Raw genomic sequence first — 21,840 nt, forward strand, 5'->3', positions numbered from 1 at the left:
TTACTTTAGTGTTAGTTTCTGCTTAATTAATCATCATTTGGATATTTTTTTAGTCAGCTTGCCTTTACTAGAGTGTCAAGTAATTTTACTGAAATACTAAGGTTACTCGGAAAATTCTTCACAAAAGTGAATAAGATGCCTGCAAAGAAAGTCTTGTTTTAAGATGAAACCTAACAATTTTGACCAGGAAGTTTTAAAGTTTTACCAACGTCTTAGAATCCCAAAACCTAGACTTACTACCTTGATTTTGGTAGGAATTGTTGTTTCTTGTGCGCTCATTGTCGTTCTTTGGTTTGCCGGATTTGGGGAAATTCAAGAAATTTTTGCCTATCTCGATTCCCGACAACAAAATCCACCCATGTGGATAGAAGCGCCAATGGTAATGACAGAATTTCTGCTAACCCCAACCATTGTGCTTTTTCTGTTAGCTTGGGGAATCACAAAAGTTTCTCCCCAACCCCGCAATTGGTCACGATTGTTAGTTATTGCCATTCTTTTAAGTTTAACTATTCGCTATCTACTATGGCGTTGCCTCTCAACCCTTAATCTTAACGATCCTCTCAATGGAACTTTTAGTTTAGGGTTATTTGTTTTTGAATTATTGACTCTCTTTAGCAGCATTTTGCAACTATTTTTAATGCTGAAAGTCAAGAATCGTCAACGGGAAGCAGACCGATTATCTATGCAAGTTGCTGATGGTAGTTTCAATCCATCGGTTGATATTCTTATTCCTACCTATAATGAACCTGAATTTATACTAAAGCGTACAATTATTGGCTGTCAAGCAATAGACTATGAACCCAAAACTGTTTATGTTCTTGACGATACTCGACGACCAAAAATTGCTAATTTAGCAGCAGAACTGGGCTGCAAATATCTAACTAGAGCAGATAATATTCACGCCAAAGCTGGTAATTTAAATCGTGCTATTCCTAAAACTCAAGGTGAGTTTATCGTAGTTTTTGATGCAGATTTTGTGCCAACGCAAAACTTTTTATTGCGCACTTTAGGTTTCTTTAAAAATGAGCAAGTTGCCTTAGTGCAAACTCCTCAAAGTTTTTATAACGCTGACCCCGTAGCCCGTAATTTAGGTTTAGAAGACATCCTAACTCCAGAAGAAGAAGTCTTTTACCGACAGCTACAACCGATCAAAGATGGAGCAGGCAGTGTAGTTTGTTCCGGAACTTCTTTTGTTATTAGACGCTCTGCCTTAGAAAAAATTGGCGGCTTTGTTACAGATTCCCTTAGTGAAGACTTTTTTACGGGTATTCGCTTAGCAGCCCAAGGCTATCGTTTAGTGTATTTAAATGAAAAGTTAAGTGCGGGGCTAGCCGCAGAAAGCATTGCCACTCATGCCACCCAACGGTTACGCTGGGCAAGAGGGACTTTGCAAGCTTTCTTTATTCGCTCCAATCCTTTAACGATTCCAGGGCTAAGCCCACTTCAAAGATTAGGTTATTTTGAGGGATTGATACATTGGTTTAGCAGTCTTTCTACAGTGTTTTTTTTGATGATGCCCCTAGTTTATGCTTTTTTGGGTGTCATTCCTATTCAAGCTACTACCCCAGAAGTTATCTATTTCTTCTTACCTTACTATCTAACGCAGATAACCGTTTTTTCCTGGTTAAACCATCGTTCTCGTTCAGCCATCTTATCTGGTGTTTATGGACTAGTTCTGGCTTTTCCTCTAGCATTAACGGTGATTCAGGTAATGTTAAATCCCTTTTCTCAAGGTTTTAAAGTAACTCCTAAAGGAACTCAAAGCGATCGCTTTCGTTTCAATTGGGGATTGGCTTCGCCTCTGCTAATTTTGTTTATCCTAACAGCGTTGAGTTTATGGGGTAACTTAGGTATCAGTGCTGTAACTGAAATGCACATGGCAACTATGCCACCTGAAATGGCTGTCCAGATGGCTCAAGAAATGAGAGGAATTAATCTGGGTTGGTTATGGAGCGCTTACAGTCTTATAACAATTGGTGCCGCTTTATTAATTTTGCTAGATGTTCCGAAACTAGATTCACATGAATGGTTTAATTTGCGGCGGTTAGTACAAATTAAATTTCAAGAATTACCAGTAATAACAAAAGTTGAAAGGCAATCAATTATTGCTCAATTTCCTAGGGAAATTTGGGGTTTAACAACACAAATCTCAGAAATAGGTGCAGATATTGAACTCACTCATCGGTTAAGAATTCCTATTCTTTCTGCTGGAGAAACTTCACCTGTAGAGTTATCAATTCTTGAAGAAAAAATAACTCTACAGGGAGTAATTGTGCAGACAGAATCTAACGGCGAATTTACGACAGTACGCGTCTTATTTGAGCAGTTAACACTCCCCCAACAGAGACAGTTAGTCAAGCTGCTATTCTGTCGTCCCGGACAGTGGCAGCTACGCGAGACACCAGGAGAGTTACAATCTCTGTGGCTACTGCTCAAGATTTTCCTCAAACCTAAGGTTTTATTTGAGCGGAACCAGAAAGTTAGCGCTATTAAAGTTTCCCAGATCTAGATAAATGATTAGCAATAATTGCTATTTTCTAGATGAGAAATAAATTGAGCTTTATTTCCAATGCAGTCTCTTGCTCAAAAGCTAGTGGCAAAGGAAGAGCAACCATCCTTTTTTTAGCAATCGCAGTTTTGCTCTGGTCAAGTTTTCCTTGATAAATTTTCCAAAACTCGTTTGAATAATAAATAGTTCGAGTTAAGGGATAAACATGACTACTTATTTAGTGACAGGTGCTAACCGTGGTATTGGTTTTGAATTTTGTCGGCAAATAAAAGAATCAGGAGAAACTGTTATTGCTGTTTGCCGTAGTACTTCAGAAGATCTCAATGCCTTAGGAATTCAGGTACAGCAAGGAATTGATATTACTCAAGAGCAGTCGGTAGCTGATTTGGTAGTAAGCTTGAAGAATACCCCGATTGATGTATTGATCAATAATGCCGGAATTTTGAAGAAAAATACCCTCTCGCAACTTGACTTTGATGGCATCAGGCAACAGTTTGAGGTAAACGCTTTGGGAACCTTACGCCTCACTCAAGCTTTATTACCCAATTTAGGCGCTGGTGCCAAAATCGCCATAATTACTAGCCGCATGGGTTCTATTACTGACAATACCTCTGGAAATTCCTACGGCTACCGCATGTCCAAAGTTGCTTTGTCGATGGCTGGCAAGTCTCTTTCTATTGATTTGCAACCACGCCAAATTGCTGTTGCCATCCTCCATCCTGGTTTAGTTAGTACAGAAATGACAGCTCATAATGGCATCCCTCCCGCTGAAGCTGTCAAAGGACTTTTGGCCCGAATTCATCAGCTTAATCTAGAAAACTCCGGCACATTTTGGCATGCTAACGGAGAAGTTCTGCCTTGGTAAGAGATGGACGAAAATTACTTAAATAGTAATCTATCAACCTTAAATTGACAGCTTGATAGAGTAAGTGGAAGATGCATATTTCCCTTTACCATTCAAATTTATTTTGACGTTGTTTTACTATAAAATCCAGTTCAGATTAAGTAACAACGTATGGAACAAACTTGAAGTCTAAGCCAAAGCTCATATTAGATTTATCTAGTACTACACCAATTAAATCACCTTGGAAGTAGATTTTTGTATCTAGGGCGTCACCACCACCCCAGTTACTAGTACCAAGGGAGTAGAAGCTAATATTATCGCTACCATAATCAGTAAGATGAATTTTATCACCCTCGGCACGGTCAAAGTCGGTAATGGTAGCGTAGCCAGATCCTTTGTAATAGGTGCCGTTGTAGCCAAGAGAGAAGATATCTGCATTACTGCCCCCCGTGAGGGTGTCGTACCCAGATTGACCTGAACTGGTAACTCCCCCTTCCAGGAAATCCTTACCAGCGCCACCGATTAGCGTGTCGTCTCCTGTACTACCAATTAGTGTGTCATTACCAAAACTACCATTGAGTAGATCGTCATCAGCTCCGCCGTAAAGCTTGTCATTACCCCATCCGCCATACAGATCATCGTCGCCGCCAAGACCTGTTAAAGTATCGTTGCCAGCATAACCATAGATGGCGTCATCCGCTGGTTTTAACAAATACGAACCATTTTCGTAAACCCACGTTGGAGTATTGTTGCCCTTGAGATAGTTATTTCCAGCGTCACCTTCAATTTTATTTTTGAACGAAAAACTACTACTGATTAAGTTAGCAACTTCAATCATCATTTTCTCCTTTACTTTGGGTTGCTATTTACTAATCAGTAAAAGATGCTTAGTTTTGAAGCAGAAAGTTACAATACTTAATTTTTCTATGGCATAGCAGCTTAAATTATCTTCCCTGACTTCTTGTGTTGATTTTCTCTAGAAAAATTAAATAGCTGATTAGAGTATTGAGTCTTGGAAAGCGGCTTAGCACCCAATTTTTAATACCTGACAAGAAACCCTGCTTCTAGCAATCGGGGAATTACTGAATAAATGGGATGTTCTGTTTTGATAAGCCTCTGTTCTTCCGCAGTTACACGGTTTTGCCACAAACTCAAGAAAGATAAGGTATTCGTAAATCCCACTTATCATCCTCAGAGAAACAACAAAAAATAATGCCAGTTCAGCCTATTCTCGGTAAGGTTCAGCATCAGTCTTCTAGCGATCGCTCCTTCCAGGGTCTGAGTGTGCTGGAAACCTGGGGTTTTGGTCTGATGACGATTCTTGTATGGCTTAGCGTGGCGCCAGCAATGAATACCGTCCTTGGACCACAAGGCATCTTGGTCTTGTTGCCTGCAACTTTCGTGGGTTTACTAGAAAATCGGCAGGTAAGGCGTTTGGGAGAACACTGGCCAGAGATGTTGGGGGGAACACCTGCTTATACCGCGAGGCTGCTGAGCAACTATCCGCTTCTCGGACGCTACGGGGCGATCGCCTACTTTATTGCCTGGGCAGCTTTACCACCAATCAACGCCCTCATTCTCACGGATCTAATCAAAGATAATCTTGAACCCCTGGGTATTCCTTTCTCTGAAACGCTATTCAGAATAGGATTTACTTGCTTAGCTTATTTTGTTGCCTTTAGTGGCACCCGTGCTTTGGCGATTCTACACTTAATTTTTGTTCTCCCGGCAGTAGGATTCTTACTTGTGTTTTGCATCCAAGGCTTAGGATGGCTAGCTTTCTCACCCGCTAGTCCTGGTCTTTGGCCGACTAGCTGGGTAGGGTCAGACAGTGGTAGTAGCCTGAGTTTAGAAGAATGGGCACAATGGTACTTTGGCAGTGGAGCGTTTCTTGCCTATGGCTGTGAAACAGCCGCCGTATTTGTTGCTGATAGCCGACAACCATCTAAAACTTTGCGCTGTCTTTCTTTTACAGCTTGGTTGATGCCCATTGTCTTTATCGGCGGGTTTTGGGTACTCATGCGGTTAGCCACTGATCCAGAACTAGGCGACAACGTATTTTTGAACATGTTAGTTGCAGCCCAGCCATTATGGGGTCAATCCGCCTCAGTTCTCGTGACCCTGATGATTGCTTCCAGTGCCTTGCTGCTTTGTGCCACAACAGTGGCTGTCTGTCCCCGTATCTTATACCAACTCTCCCTCGACGGTCATCTTTCGTCAGTATTTGCTATGGGGAACCGAGACAGCGTTCTCGGACTTGGTTTAGTTTGTACTTTTTTAATTAGTCTTTTGTGTCTAGTGTGGGGAGATGTCAACCGAATTGTTATTGTGACAGGGACATGCTGGTTCGTCTCTTTTATGGTGTTCCATCTGGCACTTTGGCTGTGTCGAGGAAGACCAGAAGTGAAATGGCCTTGGTGGTCTGGAGGCTTCTTTTTGGTTGAGGCGGTTGTCTTGGTCATTGCTGGGAAAGCCTGGGGTTGGCAAGAGATCGTGACAGGACTTCTGTTACCCATAGAATTTTTAGCGATCGATGCTGCAATCCATCGCTTTTCCTGGAAGTCAATTCCAGCTTGGCTAACCAAGGATCGGCAACTAAGAGTTAGCCATCAAAGCAAAGATTTTGTCGGACTTCAGGTAGTAGTTCTGATTGCCTTAGTCTGTGGTGCAGCTACTATTAGCTGGGTGGTTCGAGATAAGTTAGAAAGCGTTAGTACCAGTACTGGCAACAATCTCTTAGTGGTTGTGCTACTGACCCTGTCTTTTATGGCGATCGCTATTGCTTGTTGGACAACGCTACCTCAAGTATTCGCAATTGCCGAGGCTAGGGAGCAATTGACTAAACAAAATATTGCCTTGGAGGTGGCTAAACAGGCAGCAGAAGCGGCTAATCAAGCCAAAAGTGAATTCTTAGCAACTATGAGCCATGAGATTCGCACTCCCATGAACGGCGTCATTGGTATGACTGGACTACTACTCGACACTAAACTGACGTCGCAACAGCAAAATTTTGCTGAAACAATTCGTAGTAGTGGAGAAGCACTGCTGACAATTATCAACGATATTCTCGACTTCTCGAAAATTGAGTCCGGTAAGCTGGATTTAGAAGAACAATCTTTTGAGCTACGAATTTGTATTGAGGAAGCTCTCGATCTAGTAGCGATCAGGGCAGCGGAAAAAAAACTAGAATTAGCCTATTTCTTTGAGCCTAGCATTCCCAACTGGGTTGTTGGAGATGTTACCCGACTTCGGCAAATCTTAGTCAATTTAATTGGCAATGCCGTTAAATTTACTCCCTCTGGGGAAGTTTTGGTATCGGTTACCGCCCAGAAACTAACCAAGACTGCTCAAGCACAGAGAACCAATTCCCCTAGATACGAAATCTGCTTTGCTGTTAAAGATACAGGAATTGGCATTCCCCAAGACCGCATTGATCGGCTATTCAAGTCTTTTAGTCAAGTTGATGCCTCTACTACTCGCCAGTATGGGGGTACGGGTTTGGGTCTGGTAATTAGCAAAAATCTCAGCGAAATGATGGGAGGCAGGATGTGGGTAGAGAGTCAAGTAGGAGCTGGCTCTACCTTTTACTTTACGATAATTGTCGCTTCCCATCCTAGTTACTTGCTAAAGAATCCCATCGAGACCGAGTTTCAATTGACTGGAAAGCGGCTGCTAATCGTAGATGACAATGCCACTAATCGTAAAATTCTCACTCTACAATCGGAGTCTTGGGGGATGCTCTCTCAAGCTGCTGTGTCTGGTTTAGAGGCATTAAACTGGCTCTCTCGTGGAGAAAAATTTGACGTAGCTGTTCTTGACATGCAAATGCCTGAAATGGATGGTCTGACTTTGGCTAATCTCATTCGTCAGCAGTCTAATTGTCGGGGATTACCGTTGCTGATGTTAACTTCAGTGGATAACTCGGAACTACAGTCTGAGGCCACGAAGCTTGGGTTTGTGGCTTTCTTAAACAAGCCGATCAAGCAGTCTCAACTCTACAACATTTTAGTCCAAGCTCTAAGTGGACAGCCGGTTAAGGCCAAGCCTTTTCCCTCCAGAAAGATGCAACTTGACCCCACGATGGCTCAAAGACTGCCGAGAAAAATTTTGGTTGCCGAAGATAATAAAGTAAACCAGCAGTTAGCTCTACAATTATTGGCACGCATGGGTTACCGGGTGGATGTGGCCGGTAACGGTTTAGAAGTGATTATCGCTTTGCATCGTCAGCATTATGACATTGTGTTTATGGATGTACACATGCCAGAAATGGACGGTTTAACGGCAACGCGGCAGATTTGTCAGGAATGGTCATCTATTTTGCGGCCCTGGATTATTGCCATGACAGCTAATGCCATGGAAGGCGATCGCGACCAATGTCTCACTGCTGGAATGAACGACTACATTAGTAAACCAATCCGGGTAGAGGAGCTAATTAGGTCGATAGAGCAGTCTAAGACTGGTGTTGAGAATCCCTCATCAGCTCGTGTAGTGGCAGAAGTAGAAGAGGTAATTAGCGCTTCGGTGCTGCAAGCTTTTCGTGCTGCGATGGGGTCAGATGCTTCCGATTTGCTGGCTCAATTGATTGAGCTTTACTTAGAAGAAGCGCCATTACTACTAGAAAAAATGGATACGGCGGTCAGCAAAACTGACGCAGCAGCCATGGGACAAGCAGCTCACACGCTCAAATCGAGCAGTGCTTCACTTGGTGCAATCAAGCTTTCACAGCTTTGTGAGCAATTGGAAATTGCGGGACGCTCAAGTACTACTGTAGGGGCAAGACAAATTATGGCACAGGTTGAGCTTGAGTACGGAAGAGTTAAGACAGCTTTGCAAGCAGAGTCAAGATAGCAATCACTCCCTTCTAATTTCATCCTACTGAAATTAGAAGGGAGTGATTACTAAACATGCCACATTTGTTGAGAAATTAGCTAGTTAAATAGGTCAGTAATTGTGAAGAAGCGATCGCCTCTCTCTATTACTCTAAGCAAAGAGGGCACCCTATCAATGATGCTACGCAGAAAACACTACAGGCAAAGAGTTAAGACCGCGAATTGCCAAATTTGGCACCCAAGTTAGCTCATCGGTTTCGAGGTGCAGATTCGGGAAGCGCTGGATCATAGCGTTGATCGCAAGTTTTGCTTCAAGCCGTGTAAGTGCTGCACCTAAGCAGAAATGGATACCTAGCCCTAGTCCGAGATGACGGTTATCTTGACGCTTAATGTCTAGTCTATCTGGATGGGGAAAGCTTGCTGGATCGCGGTTTCCGGCATGCAACATGCAGTAAACTTTCTCTCCAGTCCGAATCTGCTTGCTGCCAATTTCGATGTCCTCGATTGCCCGCCGAACCACGCTTAAAGCTGGACCGTCGTATCGAAATATTTCTTCCACTGCGCTGCCAATGAGTTCGGGATTTTCCCAAAGCGTTTGTAGCTGATTTGGGTGTCGCAGTAGTGCCAGAACTCCATTGCCAATCAAGTGGGTTGTTGTTTCGTAGGCACCAGCGATTAGGGTGATGCAGGTTGCTTTAAGTTCTTCCTCACTGAGGATGCTTCCCTGCTCTTCGACGGAAATTAGTTGGCTGATCAGGTCGTTACCTGGGCTTTGGCGGCGTTGTAAAATCAGAGTGTCAAAATATTCCCTACAGGCGACAACGCTGCGGTAAGTTGCTTCAACAACCTCGTCTGTTGCTAAACCTGCCCCAAATAAAGTGAACATGTCATTAGTCCACTGCTTAAGGTCTGCAATATGCTCTCTGGGAATGGCAAACATCTGAGCGGTAACGAGGGCAGGAAGAGGGATGGCAAAGTCGCTAATAACCTCCATACTCCCAAACCCTTCAACTTTGTCAAGCAGTTCTTCCGAGAGGTTCTTGATGGAGAAGTGCAAGTCGTCCATCAACTGTCGGGTAAATGCCTTAGTAACCAACGCGCGGAGTCTAGTATGCCTCGGTGGATCGGAAAAAACCATCCATTGGGCGAAGAAGTGATTGCACCAATCAAGTTTGTCTTGCACCCTTTGTGATCCACCCTTTCCGATTTGTCCACTCCGATCCACAGAGAAACGCGGCTCACGGATAACGCGTTGAATGTCGTCGTAGCGGGTTAAAATCCAGGACTCCAGCAGAGGGTGCCAATACACTGGATCCTCGGTTTGCATCTGATGCCAGATAGTCCCGGGATTAGCACAAAATGAGGGGCTAAGTAAGTCATACTTCACCACGAACTCCGGAGATTATTTCAATAGGGGACATGAGTTTTGATGTCAAAGAGGCACTACCCTATTCTGTATCTGCCTCTCTACCCTGAGTGCCACGTTTTCCTCTACTTGCCCTCTGTAGCTGCTCAGTTTCTGGCAATACTTCAATTCTCGGAGCAATAACTATGTACCTCGATCCGACATACTTAGCTTTGAAGTTTTTCATCCAACCATGGTGATTCAATACACCCTGGGAATCAAATCCGACAACTGACACTCCGCTTCGGTCGTAACTTCCCGACAATAGAAACGTCCAGTATGTCTGATCTGGAAAGCAATCAAATTTGTATTTAAAGGTCGCGACGAAGGCGAGGTAACGCCTAAAATCCATACCGTGTAAGCCTTCATCTTCGTAGATCCGCTTGGCTGATATTCCGGTCTGATAAATTAGTTCTGGGGTTTTGGAAGCAGATGTGATGAACCACTGATCTTCATTTTTCTGAGCATTTCTGATCATGGTTTCGTGCTTAAAGTTGACATTAGCATTAATCTCAAACTGCTTACAGAGTTCACTCATCGAGAGTTTTGCCGGAAGGTAGACAAGTAACTCATTATTGTATTCAAGTTCGGCTATTTCCCTTTCCGTGAAAGGACAAAGAGAAATAGGAATATCTCCGTAGAGACTCCGCACATAATTCGAGATCTCCTTATTTTTTAGCTGATTTGAATTATCTTTAATCGGCGCTTTTTTATTGAGCAGTGAAGGATTCATTTGGTCTTTTTGTTGTGCTATGCATTACGCTTTACTCAATAAATTAAACTTGATCGATGCTTTTTCAATAACCGTGGAATTACTTATTTATTACTTTTCTTTTCCAACCGTGAAATTACCTAATTTGCCTACCTAATGACGGTAAAAATGCGCTTCTCCCACAGAAAAGTCGTCAGTTGAATTTTTGACATTTTACAATTCACAACTCACAACTCATCAGGCGAGATAAAAAATAGTTGGTCATTTTCGATCCATAGGGCGAATTCCACCACCTTGAAGGATGACAGCCAACGGGTGCATTAAGGCTATAATCAAGCTCACTGCATTTTAGCCATTTGTTATTCCTGCGCCATCCTACCTGTTCACCCCATTTTTCTAAGATATCCTGATTCTGTTCAATAGTTGTATTGAGAGTTCCACCGACACTTTGATAAATGTGTAACTGCACACTAAAGCCGAAACGTCCATCACTGTAAGTAAGCCAGAGTTGATCAATAATTCTGATTCCACTACAGGGAAATGTTCTAATGTCATTGGGTCTAAGTTCTTCTAGATCTGTCTGACCTGCTATATCCTGGATTAACCGAATAGTTTCCTGATCAGCTTCTGACCAGCTACCAGTTGCTAAGTAATCGCGCAATCTTTGATATCTATGGACATCGGCAACTAGCAAAAAATTCTCCTCTAACCGAGAAATTCTTTTCGATAGAGTTGATACTTGATCTAAACTTTTTTCGATTACCTCTAAACGAGCGCCAATTTGACTCAACTGGGTTTTAAGTTCGGATAACTGGGTACTTAGGTTAAAGTCATCCTCACTATTCAGGTTTGCCATAAGTTAATCTACCTACTGATAATTTTAGGTTTTTTGCTTCTTACTCAATCGCCGCTCTTGATTCTGTGGCAAGGAAGGCTTTAAGGCTGAAGGTGTCTCCTGCTATGGCTATTTTTCGGTTTATCATAGTTAGGTAAGGCATTCATGCACTTGCCTATGCACTAGAGACGGGGATGGAGTTAAGGAAAGTTTCCTTTGTCAGCCGTTAGTTGTTCGAGCCAGATTTAGGCTGCAACCCTTGAGGCAACAACAAGTGCCAAAAATGCCAAAGCGATGATGGATAAGCTTGTATCTTTCTGGAGAATAAACTGATCAAGCTGGTAGAGTCAATCTGTAGGATGCACAGGATAAATTATGTGATCAATAGTCGCTTTAAAGATGACAGCTTCATACTCGTAGCGCTTGAGAAGAAAAAAGCAAGTCTTTTTGGGGGTTTACAGTTATTTAAAGTCTAGATTAAATGCTCTTTTTTTCTCTGGTTTACCAAACTGTAATTGCTCCAATTTTGCTTAGTTTTTTTATATTTATTCACTGTAAAATGATGGATACTCATTGATAAATAAATTTATTTTTTTGCCGATTGTTCACTAAAACAAAGCTTACAGGTTAAACTAGTATTTGCCATTGTTGACTTTAAACGAGAAATTTACTTTAATTTTGAAGGATATTGTCACTAACCAGAGGAGCAAAAGTAATGAAGGTTGTTAGCTCAATCGGAAGCTTGAAGAATCGGCACAGAGATTGCCAAGTTGTGCGCCGCCGTGGTCGTTTATACGTCATTTGCAAAAGCGACCCCAGATATAAAGTTCGTCAGGGCGGCTGCAAGAACAAGAAAAAAGGTAACGGCTAAACCCAACTGTTCTATTACTTGAGCAACTCATTTGCCTGAAAAACACACGGGAAGTAAGAACCAGGAGTCAGGAGATAGCCACCACAATTTAGGAATCAAAAATCAGAAATCAGGCTGAATTGTGAACCCTAAACGCCAAACCTGACTCCTGAGTTCTGCTTGAGAGTGGAGTTGATCAGAGGCTTAAATTTTGCCCATCTTCGTCAATCCCAATTCTTGGATATACGAGACTTTTTCCTGTATTGACGCTTCAGCGCTGAACTAGCAACGAACACACCGACGGCTAATACACCTAAAACATAATTAGCTTGAAAGAACTTCAGAATGAACCAGGGGAGAAGTTCAGGAGTTCAGAATTCCCCTGAACTTCTGTATTCTTTTTGTTCAGGTCTGCTACTAGCAGTTCGTCGAGCTGACATGGGTAATTTTAGAGTACTTTTACCTGGGACAATTAAAAGATTTATTTCAAGAACAAACTTTTAGTCCCGGTGTCCGATAACCATTATTATTGTAATCTACTGAAGTTGCCCTCACTATATCTTTATGTCCTCATCCCACCCCGTTGATGATGCTGCTATCTCTGCTCAAGTGCCTTTGCACCAACGTCCCCGACGTTTGCGTCGCACAGAGGCTATACGCAAGATGGTACGGGAAACTCAACTGAGCGTGAATGACCTGATCTATCCTTTATTTGTCATGGAAGGTGAAGATCTTAAAGTTGAGGTTGCTTCTATGCCAGGGTGCTATCGCTATTCCCTAGACTTGTTGCTTAAAGAAGTCTCAGAAGTGTATGAGTTGGGAATTAATGCGATCGCGCTTTTTCCAGTTGTGACTGAAGAAAAAAAAGATGCCACTGGCACTGAAAGCTATAACCCAGAAGGGTTAGTGCAGCGAACGGTAAGGGCAATCAAGCAAGCTGTGCCAGAAATCATGGTAATTACCGATGTTGCCCTCGACCCCTTTTCTAGCGATGGTCATGATGGTATTGTCGATGAAAATGGTGTCATACTGAATGACCCCACCGTTGAAGTCTTGGTAAAGATGGCGGTTTCCCAAGCAGAAGCTGGATCCGATATGGTGGCTCCTTCTGACATGATGGATGGCAGAATCGGAGCAATTCGTAGAGGTTTGGATGCCAAAGGTTACACCAATGTAAGCATTCTCGCCTACTCTGCCAAATATGCCTCTGCTTACTACGGCCCTTTCCGCGATGCTCTAGATTCAGCACCCAAGTTTGGTGATAAAAAGACTTACCAAATGGATCCAGCCAATGCTTTAGAAGCCATCAAAGAAATTGACCTTGATATTGCAGAAGGAGCAGACATCGTCATGGTGAAACCGGCTCTGCCTTATCTTGACATAATCTACCGAGTGCGAGAACACACTCAGCTACCCGTAGCAGCTTACAATGTTAGCGGTGAGTATGCCATGATTAAGGCTGCTGGTCAGCAGGGTTGGATTGACGAAAAAAAAGTCATGCTGGAGACTCTCACCAGTATCAAACGAGCAGGTGCTGATCTAATTTTGACTTATTTCGCTAAAGAAGTCGCTTTAATATTGCGATAGAGTAGAACACTTTTAGTTCCTCTCCAGTATTAATTACTCCGACCTACAGTTGCTAGGTCGGATTTTTTGGTGCTTCAATCCCTAAAGTTGTTGAAAATCTCCCTAGTAGTATTAGCAGTGAAAGTTTTTACAATTGTAAACTCTGTGGCACTAACGTCGCTGAGTATATTAACCGCGCTCCTGATTTAGTAAGAGTTAGATGCTAATTAAAGTTTCTTTACGAATCCCCACTATAGTTGCCGAAACTGTTGAAGATTGTTGATCAACATTGGACGTTCTCATCAGAGTCTGTTATCCAAGAAGTAGACTCTATCGAGTATCCGTAATTCCTTCTGCACCGCTGCCTTTGTTAAACCTAACAAAACTAAGCTCTATGTTCGCTGACTAAGTATTATTAAATCCGGCAGCAGTATTGCTGGGTGTGCCGCCTAATCCCATATAAATACTTATGGTGTTATGCTACGACAAAAAAGCTGTCCAGCAAGAAATTTAAGTTTGGATACAACTCTGATCTAACCCTAGATCTTTCAATCTATCAAGGGAAAAATAGATGGCTTTGAAGCTAAAAATCATCGAGGATACCGTCCTCAAACAAAAACCAATAGACAGCTCTCAACTCGCCGACAATGACAAACAAAGTATCCCGCAAGGTACGGAATTAGAACTTCATAGTTGGGCTTTTCTTGAAGAAGATAATGCCCATGTCCGAGTAGCTTTTGCTCAAGATAGTTTCAAAGACAGAAATACCTGGCTTGTCTTTAAAGGTCACATTCAGATTGTTGAGGGTGATCGAATGGTGCTACTTGAGACACCGCCAGTGGTTCCCATTATATCGCTCATGGTTAGAGAGGTTACATCCTGCTCAACCTCAATTGTTCGGGGACTGGACATGCAGATTATTGCCGAGATGAACATTTTAATTCCTAATGTCTTAGTCAGTTTTGAGGATTTGAATGTGCGCCTTGAACCTGCTGTTTGGCCTTTGCTGCAATTACCTGCTAAAAGAGGGCTAGAGCGTGCTATCCAAGAGCGAGGTATTCAAATGCAGATTAACTCGGCTTATCGAACTATTGCTCAGCAACTCATTCTTTTTAACCATTTTCAAAACCGCAGATGCGGAATTTCTCTGGCTGCTCGTCCACCTAGAAGCAATCACCAAAGTGGTTTAGCAATTGATATCTCAGATAATCAAGGCTGGAGACCTTTCCTAGAAAGATGGGGTTGGAGGTGGCTTGGACCCAACGATGCTGTCCATTTCGATTTCGTGGGAGGAGGAACCCGCGATATTCGTCCCGTCGCTGTGCGAGCCTTCCAGCGTCTTTGGAACAAACACAACATCAGTGACCGTCTTGTTATAGACGGAGCCTATGGTTCTGACACAGAGAGGGGACTCAATAGCTCTCCTGTAGAGGGATTTGATATCTCGATCCTCAACTTTCGGGTGCTGCGCTTAAGCCGACCATTTATGCAGGGTGAGGATGTCCGCCTAGTTCAGCAGGCGTTACTTGAAGCCGGCTTTCCTATCGAAGTCGATGGTATTTATGGACCGGGAACTCAGACGGCAATCAGAATTTTCCAAAGTAGACAAGACTTAGTTGATGATGGCATTGTTGGTTCTGCAACTCTTGCTGAACTAGGTGTTGAAAAAGTCCAATCTATTTGACCTGAATCAGCAGTGAAGTTCTTGAAAAACTTGCCCAAAATAGATATGAAATCTGGGCAAAATAACTAGATGTAAAAAGCTAAAAATTTCTTCCTTAGCCAGACTAACTGTCCACTATCAGATTACCCAGAGACGGTACTGCTAAAGTCTGATAAAGCTAGCAAACTAAGATTATCCGTCTAACAGAGTCCTTACTAACGCGACAAGACAAACACAAGACTTTTTTAGAAAATAGAGGTAGATAAATGGGACGTATTATCGTTTCAGCTGGTCATGACCTGAGAAACACCGGAGCCGTGGCTCTAGGAACGACAGAATCTAGAGAAATGATGCTCACTCGTGACTTAGTGGTTAAAGAACTCCAAACCACTGGAGTTGAGTTTGTATCTGTTCCTGATAATCTGGATTTGCAAGAAACAATTAGCTGGATTAATGCTAATTCCGTGCGGGGTGATGTTGCGGTAGAACTTCACGGCAACATTTTTAACGGTTCTGTTCGAGGTACTGAAGCGTTTCATATTGCTAATAATAGTCAACGACAAAAAGATGCACAACTCTTGCTTGATTCTTTACTAGCGGCTGTTCCCGGACTTACTAGTCGTGGCGTAAAACCGGACACTAGCTCTCAGTTTCCCCAAGGATTAGCTTTTTGTCGCCGAGTAGCTATTGCATCTATTCTTCTAGAATTATGTTTTATTGACAATCGCGAAGATTTAAGATTACTTCAAAATGAACGTGAAAATTTTGCTAAAGGTATTACGGTTGGTTTGATTAAATGGAGCGGTCAAACACCCAAAGACCCAGAACCTGAATTTCCTATTATCAACATCCGTATTAAAAATAATGACTATACAGAAAGAGGAATTCTTGTTAATAATAATTCTTATATTCCTGTAGATTTGGTCGAACTCTTAGGAATTGACTACACTGCCTTTCCTGATATTCGTCTCATTAGTTATGGCAGTGTTGTCTATGTTAAAGCAGTTGATTTACAGCAATTTGGTGTAGCAGTAAGTTGGGAAAATTCAACAAGAACCGTAATTTTAAACCTCAACCACCAAACTGAACTATCAGCATCTGAAGAAATAATGGGATTGGGAAATACTACGCTAACTCAACTCACAAGCTTTTTATCAAGCCACAATGAAAAGGCTCTGAGCAATTTTCCTGACTTACCACAGCTTTACATAGAACAGGCTGCAATTGAGGGCGTCAATCATGATGTTGCTTTTTCTCAGATGTGTCTAGAAACAAACTACTTAAACTTTGGTGGTTCACTAAAACCTGAGCAAAATAACTTTGGCTCTCTCGGCGCAACTGGCGGCGGTTCAACTGCTGCTTGCTTCCCGGATGTTAAAACAGGGGTCAAAGCTCACATCCAACATCTTAAGGCTTACGCCAGCAAAGATATAGTTAGGCAGCCACCAATAGTAGATCCTCGTTTTGGCTGTGTTCCCCGAGCAGTTGCTCCCTTAATTTATGATTTGGGAAAACGTTGGCATCCTGAGTCTGATTACGGCATGAAGATTAGGGCAATTATGATGCGTCTTTATGGAGTTGTCTGATACTTAGTTTTTTGAAGTTTAGTGAGCTTCATCTGTTATATTTCCCCAGGCTTAACCAGATAGCTCTAATTATCTATTGACAAACGCAACTGTGTTCAATTGCTGACAAAAGCCGTGATTTCTATCGCTAGTCCGTCATCTTGTTGATATCCCTTTTGTCAAGAGATACGGACTAGTTTACTGCTGAGATGTATAAAAAAGGAAACTTTGTTTCTTTCCCTTCTTAGGTTACTTTACTAAGTACGACTAAGTTGATGCAAATGCATCTTTGAAGACAACAGGTATAGTCAAGAGTCTATATCAAAGCTAACTAAATAGTTAACTTTGATTAAAAATGCCAAAATAGATCATTTTTTCTGATGCTTTACCTTTTTAGCTCATAGCTTATGGAAAATTCAGCTATTCTGGTTTGTCGGAGAAATTATCCGGGTATCATGCCTTAGTCACAGAATTTACGCGTAATAAAAGCTCTTCCTGAACATGAAACAAATTAGTTACAGACTACAATCCTTGGCAATGCTCGCCGTAACCGTCATTGCTACGGTAAACCCCATCACCCCCAGGGGAGCTAGCGCCACTAAAATTGCCGATTTGAATCAAGATATTGTTAGAGCTGTCGAAATTTCGGTTCCACCTTCTGATAGCTCTCCGAGAGAAGTACAACCTACCCAAATCTTTGTTCCTCGTCCGGAGAGAGCTAACAACGGCATTTGTCCCAACTTCCTGGAAGCAACTATTGACTCTATCATTGAGCGTCCTTCTTTTGCCAGAGGTAAGTGGGGTATTTTGGTTGAATCTTTATCAGAAGAAACTATTTTATACCGACACAACGCTGATCAATATCTTATTCCCGCCTCCAACATTAAGCTTTTAACCACTGCTGCTGCTCTGCAAAAGCTAGATCCAAAGATTCCAATTCGCTCGACATCTTTGGCAGAATGGGTTAGGGTGACGAACCTCAATAGCAACAATTCTTATGCAGACACCTTACTGCGTACCCTGGGAGGTTCTCAAGTTGTCAAGGATACTTTAGCTCAGTTAGGAGTTGACCCCAAAAGTTACCAACAGGTAGATGGCTCAGGATTGTCTCGACAAAATTTAGCGACTCCCACTGCCTTAGTAGCCATTCTCAAAGCGATGGATTCTGCCAATGCTAGAGAAGTTTTCTACCCCTCTTTACCCGTTGCTGGAGTGAGCGGTACTCTGAGAAATCGACTTCACTATCCCACAGTTCAAGGAAAAGTTCACGCCAAAACTGGTACTTTGAAGGGAGTTAGGGCTCTTTCGGGATATTTAGAACATCCTGACTACGGGACAATTGTTTTTAGTATCATAGTCAATCAACCATCTCAATCTGGACAGACTTTAGTGGGAGCGGTTGATGAAATTGTACTAAGACTTACTCAGCTAACTCCTTGTTAATCTTTATGTAGAGCGCCTGTACAGCGTAGACAAGACCCGGTAAAGGATGGGCCTAACTATCTGTAAGAAAATCCTGGAGCGTCACTGAGGTCGCATCTGGGTAGAATCAGAATTAGGTCAGGGAGTGTCAATTGACTATTCCAGTAGGGAGAAGTGATGGCAAAAGACCTTAGCCTAAAAGCATCAGGTTGCTTACCAGCAGGCGGTACAGCAAAGCTAGAACCGATTGCTCAGGAGCAAACAGTAGTAGGCACAACTTTTACTGTCGCACTACTGTTGCTTGAGCCATAATTTTCCCCGTTGAGTTTTTGATTAATTGTTTAATGGTTTGTAATAATTCTTGCTCTTCATAAGGCTTGGTGAAATAGGCGATCGCTCCCAAGCGCATGGCAAGCTGGCGATGCTTTTCACTACTGCGGGAAGTTAGCATGATAATTGGTAATTCTTGGAAGTTGGCATGGGACTTGACCTCAGTCAATAAGCCATAGCCATCTAGCCGAGGCATTTCGATATCACAGATCACAGCTTGCACAGACAAGCCACTAAGCAGCTTATCAACAGCAACTTGACCATCTTTAGCTTGCTCAACTTGATAACCAGCTTTTTCTAAAGTAGTAGCTAAAAACTGGCGCATATTAATGGAGTCATCGACCACTAAAATAGTATCCCTTTGAGGTTGAGTGGTGATGGGCTCTAAGAAATTATTCTCCGACTCTAGGCTATGTTGTAGCTGTTTTTGCTCAGGTTGAGAACTACTAGAAGACGAGCCGATACTAGCGATCCACTCCAGCATTTTTGAGACATCTGCTAGTGGTACTACCTGACCATTTTCCAAAATTGTACAGCCGCTGAAACCAGAAGGAAGACCCATAATGTTTTCCACCTGACGGATGACTACTTCTTGTTCTCTCCAAAAGCGGTCTACATAGATTCCTTGCAAATCATTGCCTTGAGAAACAATTAAGACCAAGGGCTCGCTAATTGTCGGTGAGGCTTCAGAATCAACATTTCCACCAGGACGGCGAAACTTTAACCACTGCTCCAGACGAATTAGGGGCAAAGTTAATCCTTCCCAATCGATGAACTCTTGATCTAGGGAAGTAAAGTGATCTAAAGTCTTAAAGCGAACCATCTCGCTAATTGCATCAGTAGGAAACGCCAATCGCATCCCGCCACTTTCTACCAAAAGAACTCGCACAATGGAGAGGGTAAAGGGAATAGTAATCGTAAAGGTTGTGCCTACTCCTGGTTGAGTATCGACTTTAATATCGCCTCGGACTTGTTCGAGGTTAGTGTGAACTACATCCATACCGATGCCTCGACCGGAGAGAGCACTTACTTGCCCAGCAGTACTGAATCCTGGCTCAAAAATCAGCGATAGCAATTCTGCTTCGCTAAACTGGTTGAGCTGAAACTCATCAATACCAATTTGCCTAGCGCGATCGCGAATTTTATTAAGATTAATACCACCCCCATCATCACTAATCTCAATCAGAGTATGATTTCCTCGGTGAACAGCTCTGATTTCAATTGTGCCTTGGGGCGATTTACCCATAGCCCTACGAGTGGCTGGATCTTCAATACCATGATCAAAGGCATTGCGGAGCAAGTGCATCAGGGGATCTTTGAGAGCCTCTAAGATCACTCGGTCAATCAATGTGGAACTGCCGTAAAGCCGAAGTTCTACAGTTTTGCCATATTGCACAGACAAATCCCGCACAACCCGAGGAAATCGCTCGACAATGTCCGACAGAGGACGCATGCGAGCTTGAGTAACATTGACCTGAAGCTCTTTTGCTGAGCGGTTCAGTTCCCTGAGTGTTTGCTTAGCACCCCTCATGCTTAGTTTAATATCTCCGGTTACTTCCTGGAGTTGAACCACAGTTTCCCGTTGTTCTTGAGATAGCAGGTGTAGATTGCTGTAACGATCCATTTCCAGGATGTCAAACTCACTCTGATAGCTAACTAACCCCTCCGGCTTTGACCAGAAAGAGGGCATCGGCTTTCCTCTGAGAATTGAAGAAAAGTCATGGGATGATGAAGGGGGAACTGCACCCTCAGTAGCAAGCTGGTTGCAGATAACCTGTAGTTGAGTGTTAGAGAGCTCCAAACTGCGCATTCGATAGCGAAAGGTATCGAATAACTCATCTACCTCTTTCAAGCGCGAGTTCAAGGAATTACGCTGAATAATCAGCTCCCCAAACAAATCATTTAACTGCACTAATAGCTTAACTGGTACTCGAACTGTATTTTCTGGCGCTTCTTGAAGTTGAGCCGCAGGAGTGTAATCTAGCTGTGGTTTTGGTGTCGTAGAGCTAGCTGAGACTTCTATGGCTTCAATCGGAATCGCTTCAGTGTTAAATGAGGAGTGTTCAGATTCAAGCTGAAGCTTGGAGGGGTCAAAGTTAGCGATCACCTCTTGGAGTTCAGAGAAATCGAGGTCTTCAATTGCTTCTAAATTCGGGAGTTCAGATGAGTTGAAATCTACCGTTTCAGCTTGATCTGAGAATTCACAAGAGTTGAAGTTTTCGGCTTCCTCCTCGAATTTTTCTGGAATTGTCGTGAGGGAAAATACAGTGGAGGTTAAATCTGCTTCAATATCTCCAACGCTGGTTTCTAACCTATCGTCAGTCGGGTTATTCGGCTCGATTTGAGTAGGCAGTTTTTCCCTCTTACCCATGACCACTAGAGCATGCGATCGCTGCCATGCTTTGAGCGCTTTCAGGGCAACTGCTTCCACACCCTCAGGCGGTGCTGCTGCTAGTTGTTGATGGATGGAAGCACACAGGCTAATAAAAGCCTCTAGTTGGAGCATTTGACCCAGTTCACCCAACTCCTGGGCCATCATATCGAGTTCTTCCCGCAGACAAGATTGATGTGGATCTGCTAATACTGCTTCGAGTCGTTGCAGTAAACCTTCCACTTCACTCTCGAACATAACCACTGCGATGTCCGCTTCTTCATCTTCAGAGAGCAATGCCGCCTCATCGCTGTCTTGAAGCTCTCCCAATCGCTCACGCAGTTGCTCGAAGATCGGCTTGGCATAACTATCTAGCCACTGCTGTTGTACCACTTGCTCCTGACGATGTAGTGAGCTGACCTGACGCAGACAGTCAACTCCTTGTAAAAGCAGGGTTTCTAGTTTGATATCAACTTGAATCGATCGTCTACGAACCTTTAAAATTTTCAGGTAATCTTCAAGATGATGAGCAAGATCACTCAAAGAATGGCAGCCAATCATTGAGCCAATACCTTTGACGGTATGAGCGGCTCGCAACGCCCCATCCATTTGTTGAGAGTCAGTGCCCGTTGAGGTTAACCCGAGTAAAACCGATTCAATAGTATTGAGATGTTCGTTAATTTCGTCCAGAAATTTGAGCCGGACTTCACATTCTGCATCTTGCGACATAGTCTTATTTAACTGAGGCGAAACTGAGCAAAGCAGATATCGAGGGAGTTGAGATCACACCAATTTTCTTTAGAGTTGCGACAAATATTTTGTCAAGTAATAAGCATGCCCTCTCCTCAAAGGGGACGCTAGGAGGAAAGCGAAGGATAATCAGTCAAAATTAAAGTAATATGCACAAAATTTAGTCTAATTCAAACAGTAAACATTACT

14 protein-coding genes are annotated in these 21,840 nt (G+C 42.9%); 9 read left to right on the plus strand and 5 right to left on the minus strand.

Annotated features, from left to right (window positions below):
* Positions 1–163 precede the first annotated feature (163 nt).
* Both ACT7WV_RS10730 and ACT7WV_RS10735 read left to right on the plus strand, forming a co-directional pair.
* On the plus strand, positions 164–2,509 hold the full coding sequence (locus ACT7WV_RS10730; protein ID WP_445102897.1) for a glycosyltransferase family 2 protein: 2,346 nt from the start codon (positions 164–166) through the stop codon (positions 2,507–2,509).
* Between the two features lie 205 nt (positions 2,510–2,714).
* On the plus strand, positions 2,715–3,374 hold the full coding sequence (locus ACT7WV_RS10735; protein WP_445102898.1) for an SDR family oxidoreductase: 660 nt from the start codon (positions 2,715–2,717) through the stop codon (positions 3,372–3,374).
* A gap of 136 nt (positions 3,375–3,510) precedes the next feature.
* Here ACT7WV_RS10735 and ACT7WV_RS10740 read toward each other — a convergent pair whose 3' ends face one another.
* The gene (locus tag ACT7WV_RS10740; RefSeq protein ID WP_445102899.1) at positions 3,511–4,194 is read right to left on the minus strand and encodes a calcium-binding protein; all 684 of its coding nucleotides are present in this window, start codon (positions 4,192–4,194) and stop codon (positions 3,511–3,513) included.
* Between the two features lie 371 nt (positions 4,195–4,565).
* Between ACT7WV_RS10740 and ACT7WV_RS10745 the strand changes: the two genes are divergently transcribed.
* Entirely contained in the window at positions 4,566–8,201 is a 3,636-nt protein-coding gene (locus tag ACT7WV_RS10745; RefSeq protein WP_445102900.1) for a response regulator, read from the plus strand.
* Between the two features lie 162 nt (positions 8,202–8,363).
* On the opposite strand, the gene ACT7WV_RS10750 is transcribed toward ACT7WV_RS10745, so the two are convergent.
* The 3 genes from ACT7WV_RS10750 to ACT7WV_RS10760 form a co-directional block, all read right to left on the minus strand.
* A complete protein-coding gene (locus ACT7WV_RS10750; RefSeq protein ID WP_445102901.1) occupies positions 8,364–9,569 on the minus strand; it encodes a cytochrome P450 in 1,206 nt (401 codons plus the stop codon).
* Positions 9,570–9,630: 61 nt separating this feature from the next.
* Complete coding sequence (locus ACT7WV_RS10755; RefSeq protein ID WP_445102902.1) at positions 9,631–10,320, minus strand: hypothetical protein; 690 nt, start codon at positions 10,318–10,320, stop codon at positions 9,631–9,633.
* 199 nt (positions 10,321–10,519) lie between these two features.
* Positions 10,520–11,155: a GUN4 domain-containing protein gene (locus ACT7WV_RS10760; RefSeq protein ID WP_445102903.1), complete on the minus strand. Its 636-nt coding sequence runs from the start codon at positions 11,153–11,155 to the stop codon at positions 10,520–10,522.
* A gap of 694 nt (positions 11,156–11,849) precedes the next feature.
* Here ACT7WV_RS10760 and ykgO point away from each other — a divergent pair.
* The 6 genes from ykgO to ACT7WV_RS10790 all read left to right on the plus strand — a co-directional run bounded on the left by ykgO (position 11,850) and on the right by ACT7WV_RS10790 (position 18,512).
* Positions 11,850–12,005 carry a type B 50S ribosomal protein L36 gene (ykgO, locus tag ACT7WV_RS10765; protein WP_445102904.1) on the plus strand — a complete coding sequence of 52 codons (156 nt, stop codon included), beginning with the start codon at positions 11,850–11,852 and terminating at the stop codon, positions 12,003–12,005.
* 543 nt (positions 12,006–12,548) lie between these two features.
* Positions 12,549–13,571 carry a porphobilinogen synthase gene (hemB, locus tag ACT7WV_RS10770; protein WP_445102905.1) on the plus strand — a complete coding sequence of 341 codons (1,023 nt, stop codon included), beginning with the start codon at positions 12,549–12,551 and terminating at the stop codon, positions 13,569–13,571.
* A gap of 550 nt (positions 13,572–14,121) precedes the next feature.
* Positions 14,122–15,234 (plus strand): peptidoglycan-binding protein, encoded by a 1,113-nt coding sequence (locus tag ACT7WV_RS10775; protein WP_445102906.1) that lies wholly within the window; start codon positions 14,122–14,124, stop codon positions 15,232–15,234.
* A gap of 245 nt (positions 15,235–15,479) precedes the next feature.
* Complete coding sequence (gene tftA, locus ACT7WV_RS10780; RefSeq protein ID WP_445102907.1) at positions 15,480–16,799, plus strand: hormogonium tapered terminus morphoprotein TftA; 1,320 nt, start codon at positions 15,480–15,482, stop codon at positions 16,797–16,799.
* Between the two features lie 480 nt (positions 16,800–17,279).
* Entirely contained in the window at positions 17,280–18,221 is a 942-nt protein-coding gene (gene dacB, locus ACT7WV_RS10785; RefSeq protein WP_445102908.1) for a D-alanyl-D-alanine carboxypeptidase/D-alanyl-D-alanine endopeptidase, read from the plus strand.
* A gap of 156 nt (positions 18,222–18,377) precedes the next feature.
* Complete coding sequence (locus tag ACT7WV_RS10790; protein WP_445102909.1) at positions 18,378–18,512, plus strand: hypothetical protein; 135 nt, start codon at positions 18,378–18,380, stop codon at positions 18,510–18,512.
* Here the strand turns inward: ACT7WV_RS10790 and ACT7WV_RS10795 are convergent.
* Positions 18,481–21,630 carry a hybrid sensor histidine kinase/response regulator gene (locus tag ACT7WV_RS10795; protein WP_445102910.1) on the minus strand — a complete coding sequence of 1,050 codons (3,150 nt, stop codon included), beginning with the start codon at positions 21,628–21,630 and terminating at the stop codon, positions 18,481–18,483. The genes ACT7WV_RS10790 and ACT7WV_RS10795 overlap by 32 nt on opposite strands.
* Between the last annotated feature and the right edge of the window lie 210 nt (positions 21,631–21,840).

The sequence above is a fragment of the Symploca atlantica LB2515 genome (assembly GCF_052546295.1).

Bases quoted from the DNA above. Each gene is read 5' to 3' on its own strand.
- ACT7WV_RS10730 (WP_445102897.1), top strand. From the start codon at position 164: ATGAAACCTAACAATTTTGACCAGGAAGTTTTAAAGTTTTACCAACGT.
- ACT7WV_RS10735 (WP_445102898.1), top strand. From the start codon at position 2,715: ATGACTACTTATTTAGTGACAGGTGCTAACCGTGGTATTGGTTTTGAA.
- ACT7WV_RS10740 (WP_445102899.1), bottom strand. From the start codon at position 4,194: ATGATGATTGAAGTTGCTAACTTAATCAGTAGTAGTTTTTCGTTCAAA.
- ACT7WV_RS10745 (WP_445102900.1), top strand. From the start codon at position 4,566: ATGCCAGTTCAGCCTATTCTCGGTAAGGTTCAGCATCAGTCTTCTAGC.
- ACT7WV_RS10755 (WP_445102902.1), bottom strand. From the start codon at position 10,320: ATGAATCCTTCACTGCTCAATAAAAAAGCGCCGATTAAAGATAATTCA.
- ACT7WV_RS10760 (WP_445102903.1), bottom strand. From the start codon at position 11,155: ATGGCAAACCTGAATAGTGAGGATGACTTTAACCTAAGTACCCAGTTA.
- ykgO (WP_445102904.1), top strand. From the start codon at position 11,850: ATGAAGGTTGTTAGCTCAATCGGAAGCTTGAAGAATCGGCACAGAGAT.
- hemB (WP_445102905.1), top strand. From the start codon at position 12,549: ATGTCCTCATCCCACCCCGTTGATGATGCTGCTATCTCTGCTCAAGTG.
- ACT7WV_RS10775 (WP_445102906.1), top strand. From the start codon at position 14,122: ATGGCTTTGAAGCTAAAAATCATCGAGGATACCGTCCTCAAACAAAAA.
- tftA (WP_445102907.1), top strand. From the start codon at position 15,480: ATGGGACGTATTATCGTTTCAGCTGGTCATGACCTGAGAAACACCGGA.
- dacB (WP_445102908.1), top strand. From the start codon at position 17,280: ATGAAACAAATTAGTTACAGACTACAATCCTTGGCAATGCTCGCCGTA.
- ACT7WV_RS10790 (WP_445102909.1), top strand. From the start codon at position 18,378: ATGGCAAAAGACCTTAGCCTAAAAGCATCAGGTTGCTTACCAGCAGGC.
- ACT7WV_RS10795 (WP_445102910.1), bottom strand. From the start codon at position 21,630: ATGTCGCAAGATGCAGAATGTGAAGTCCGGCTCAAATTTCTGGACGAA.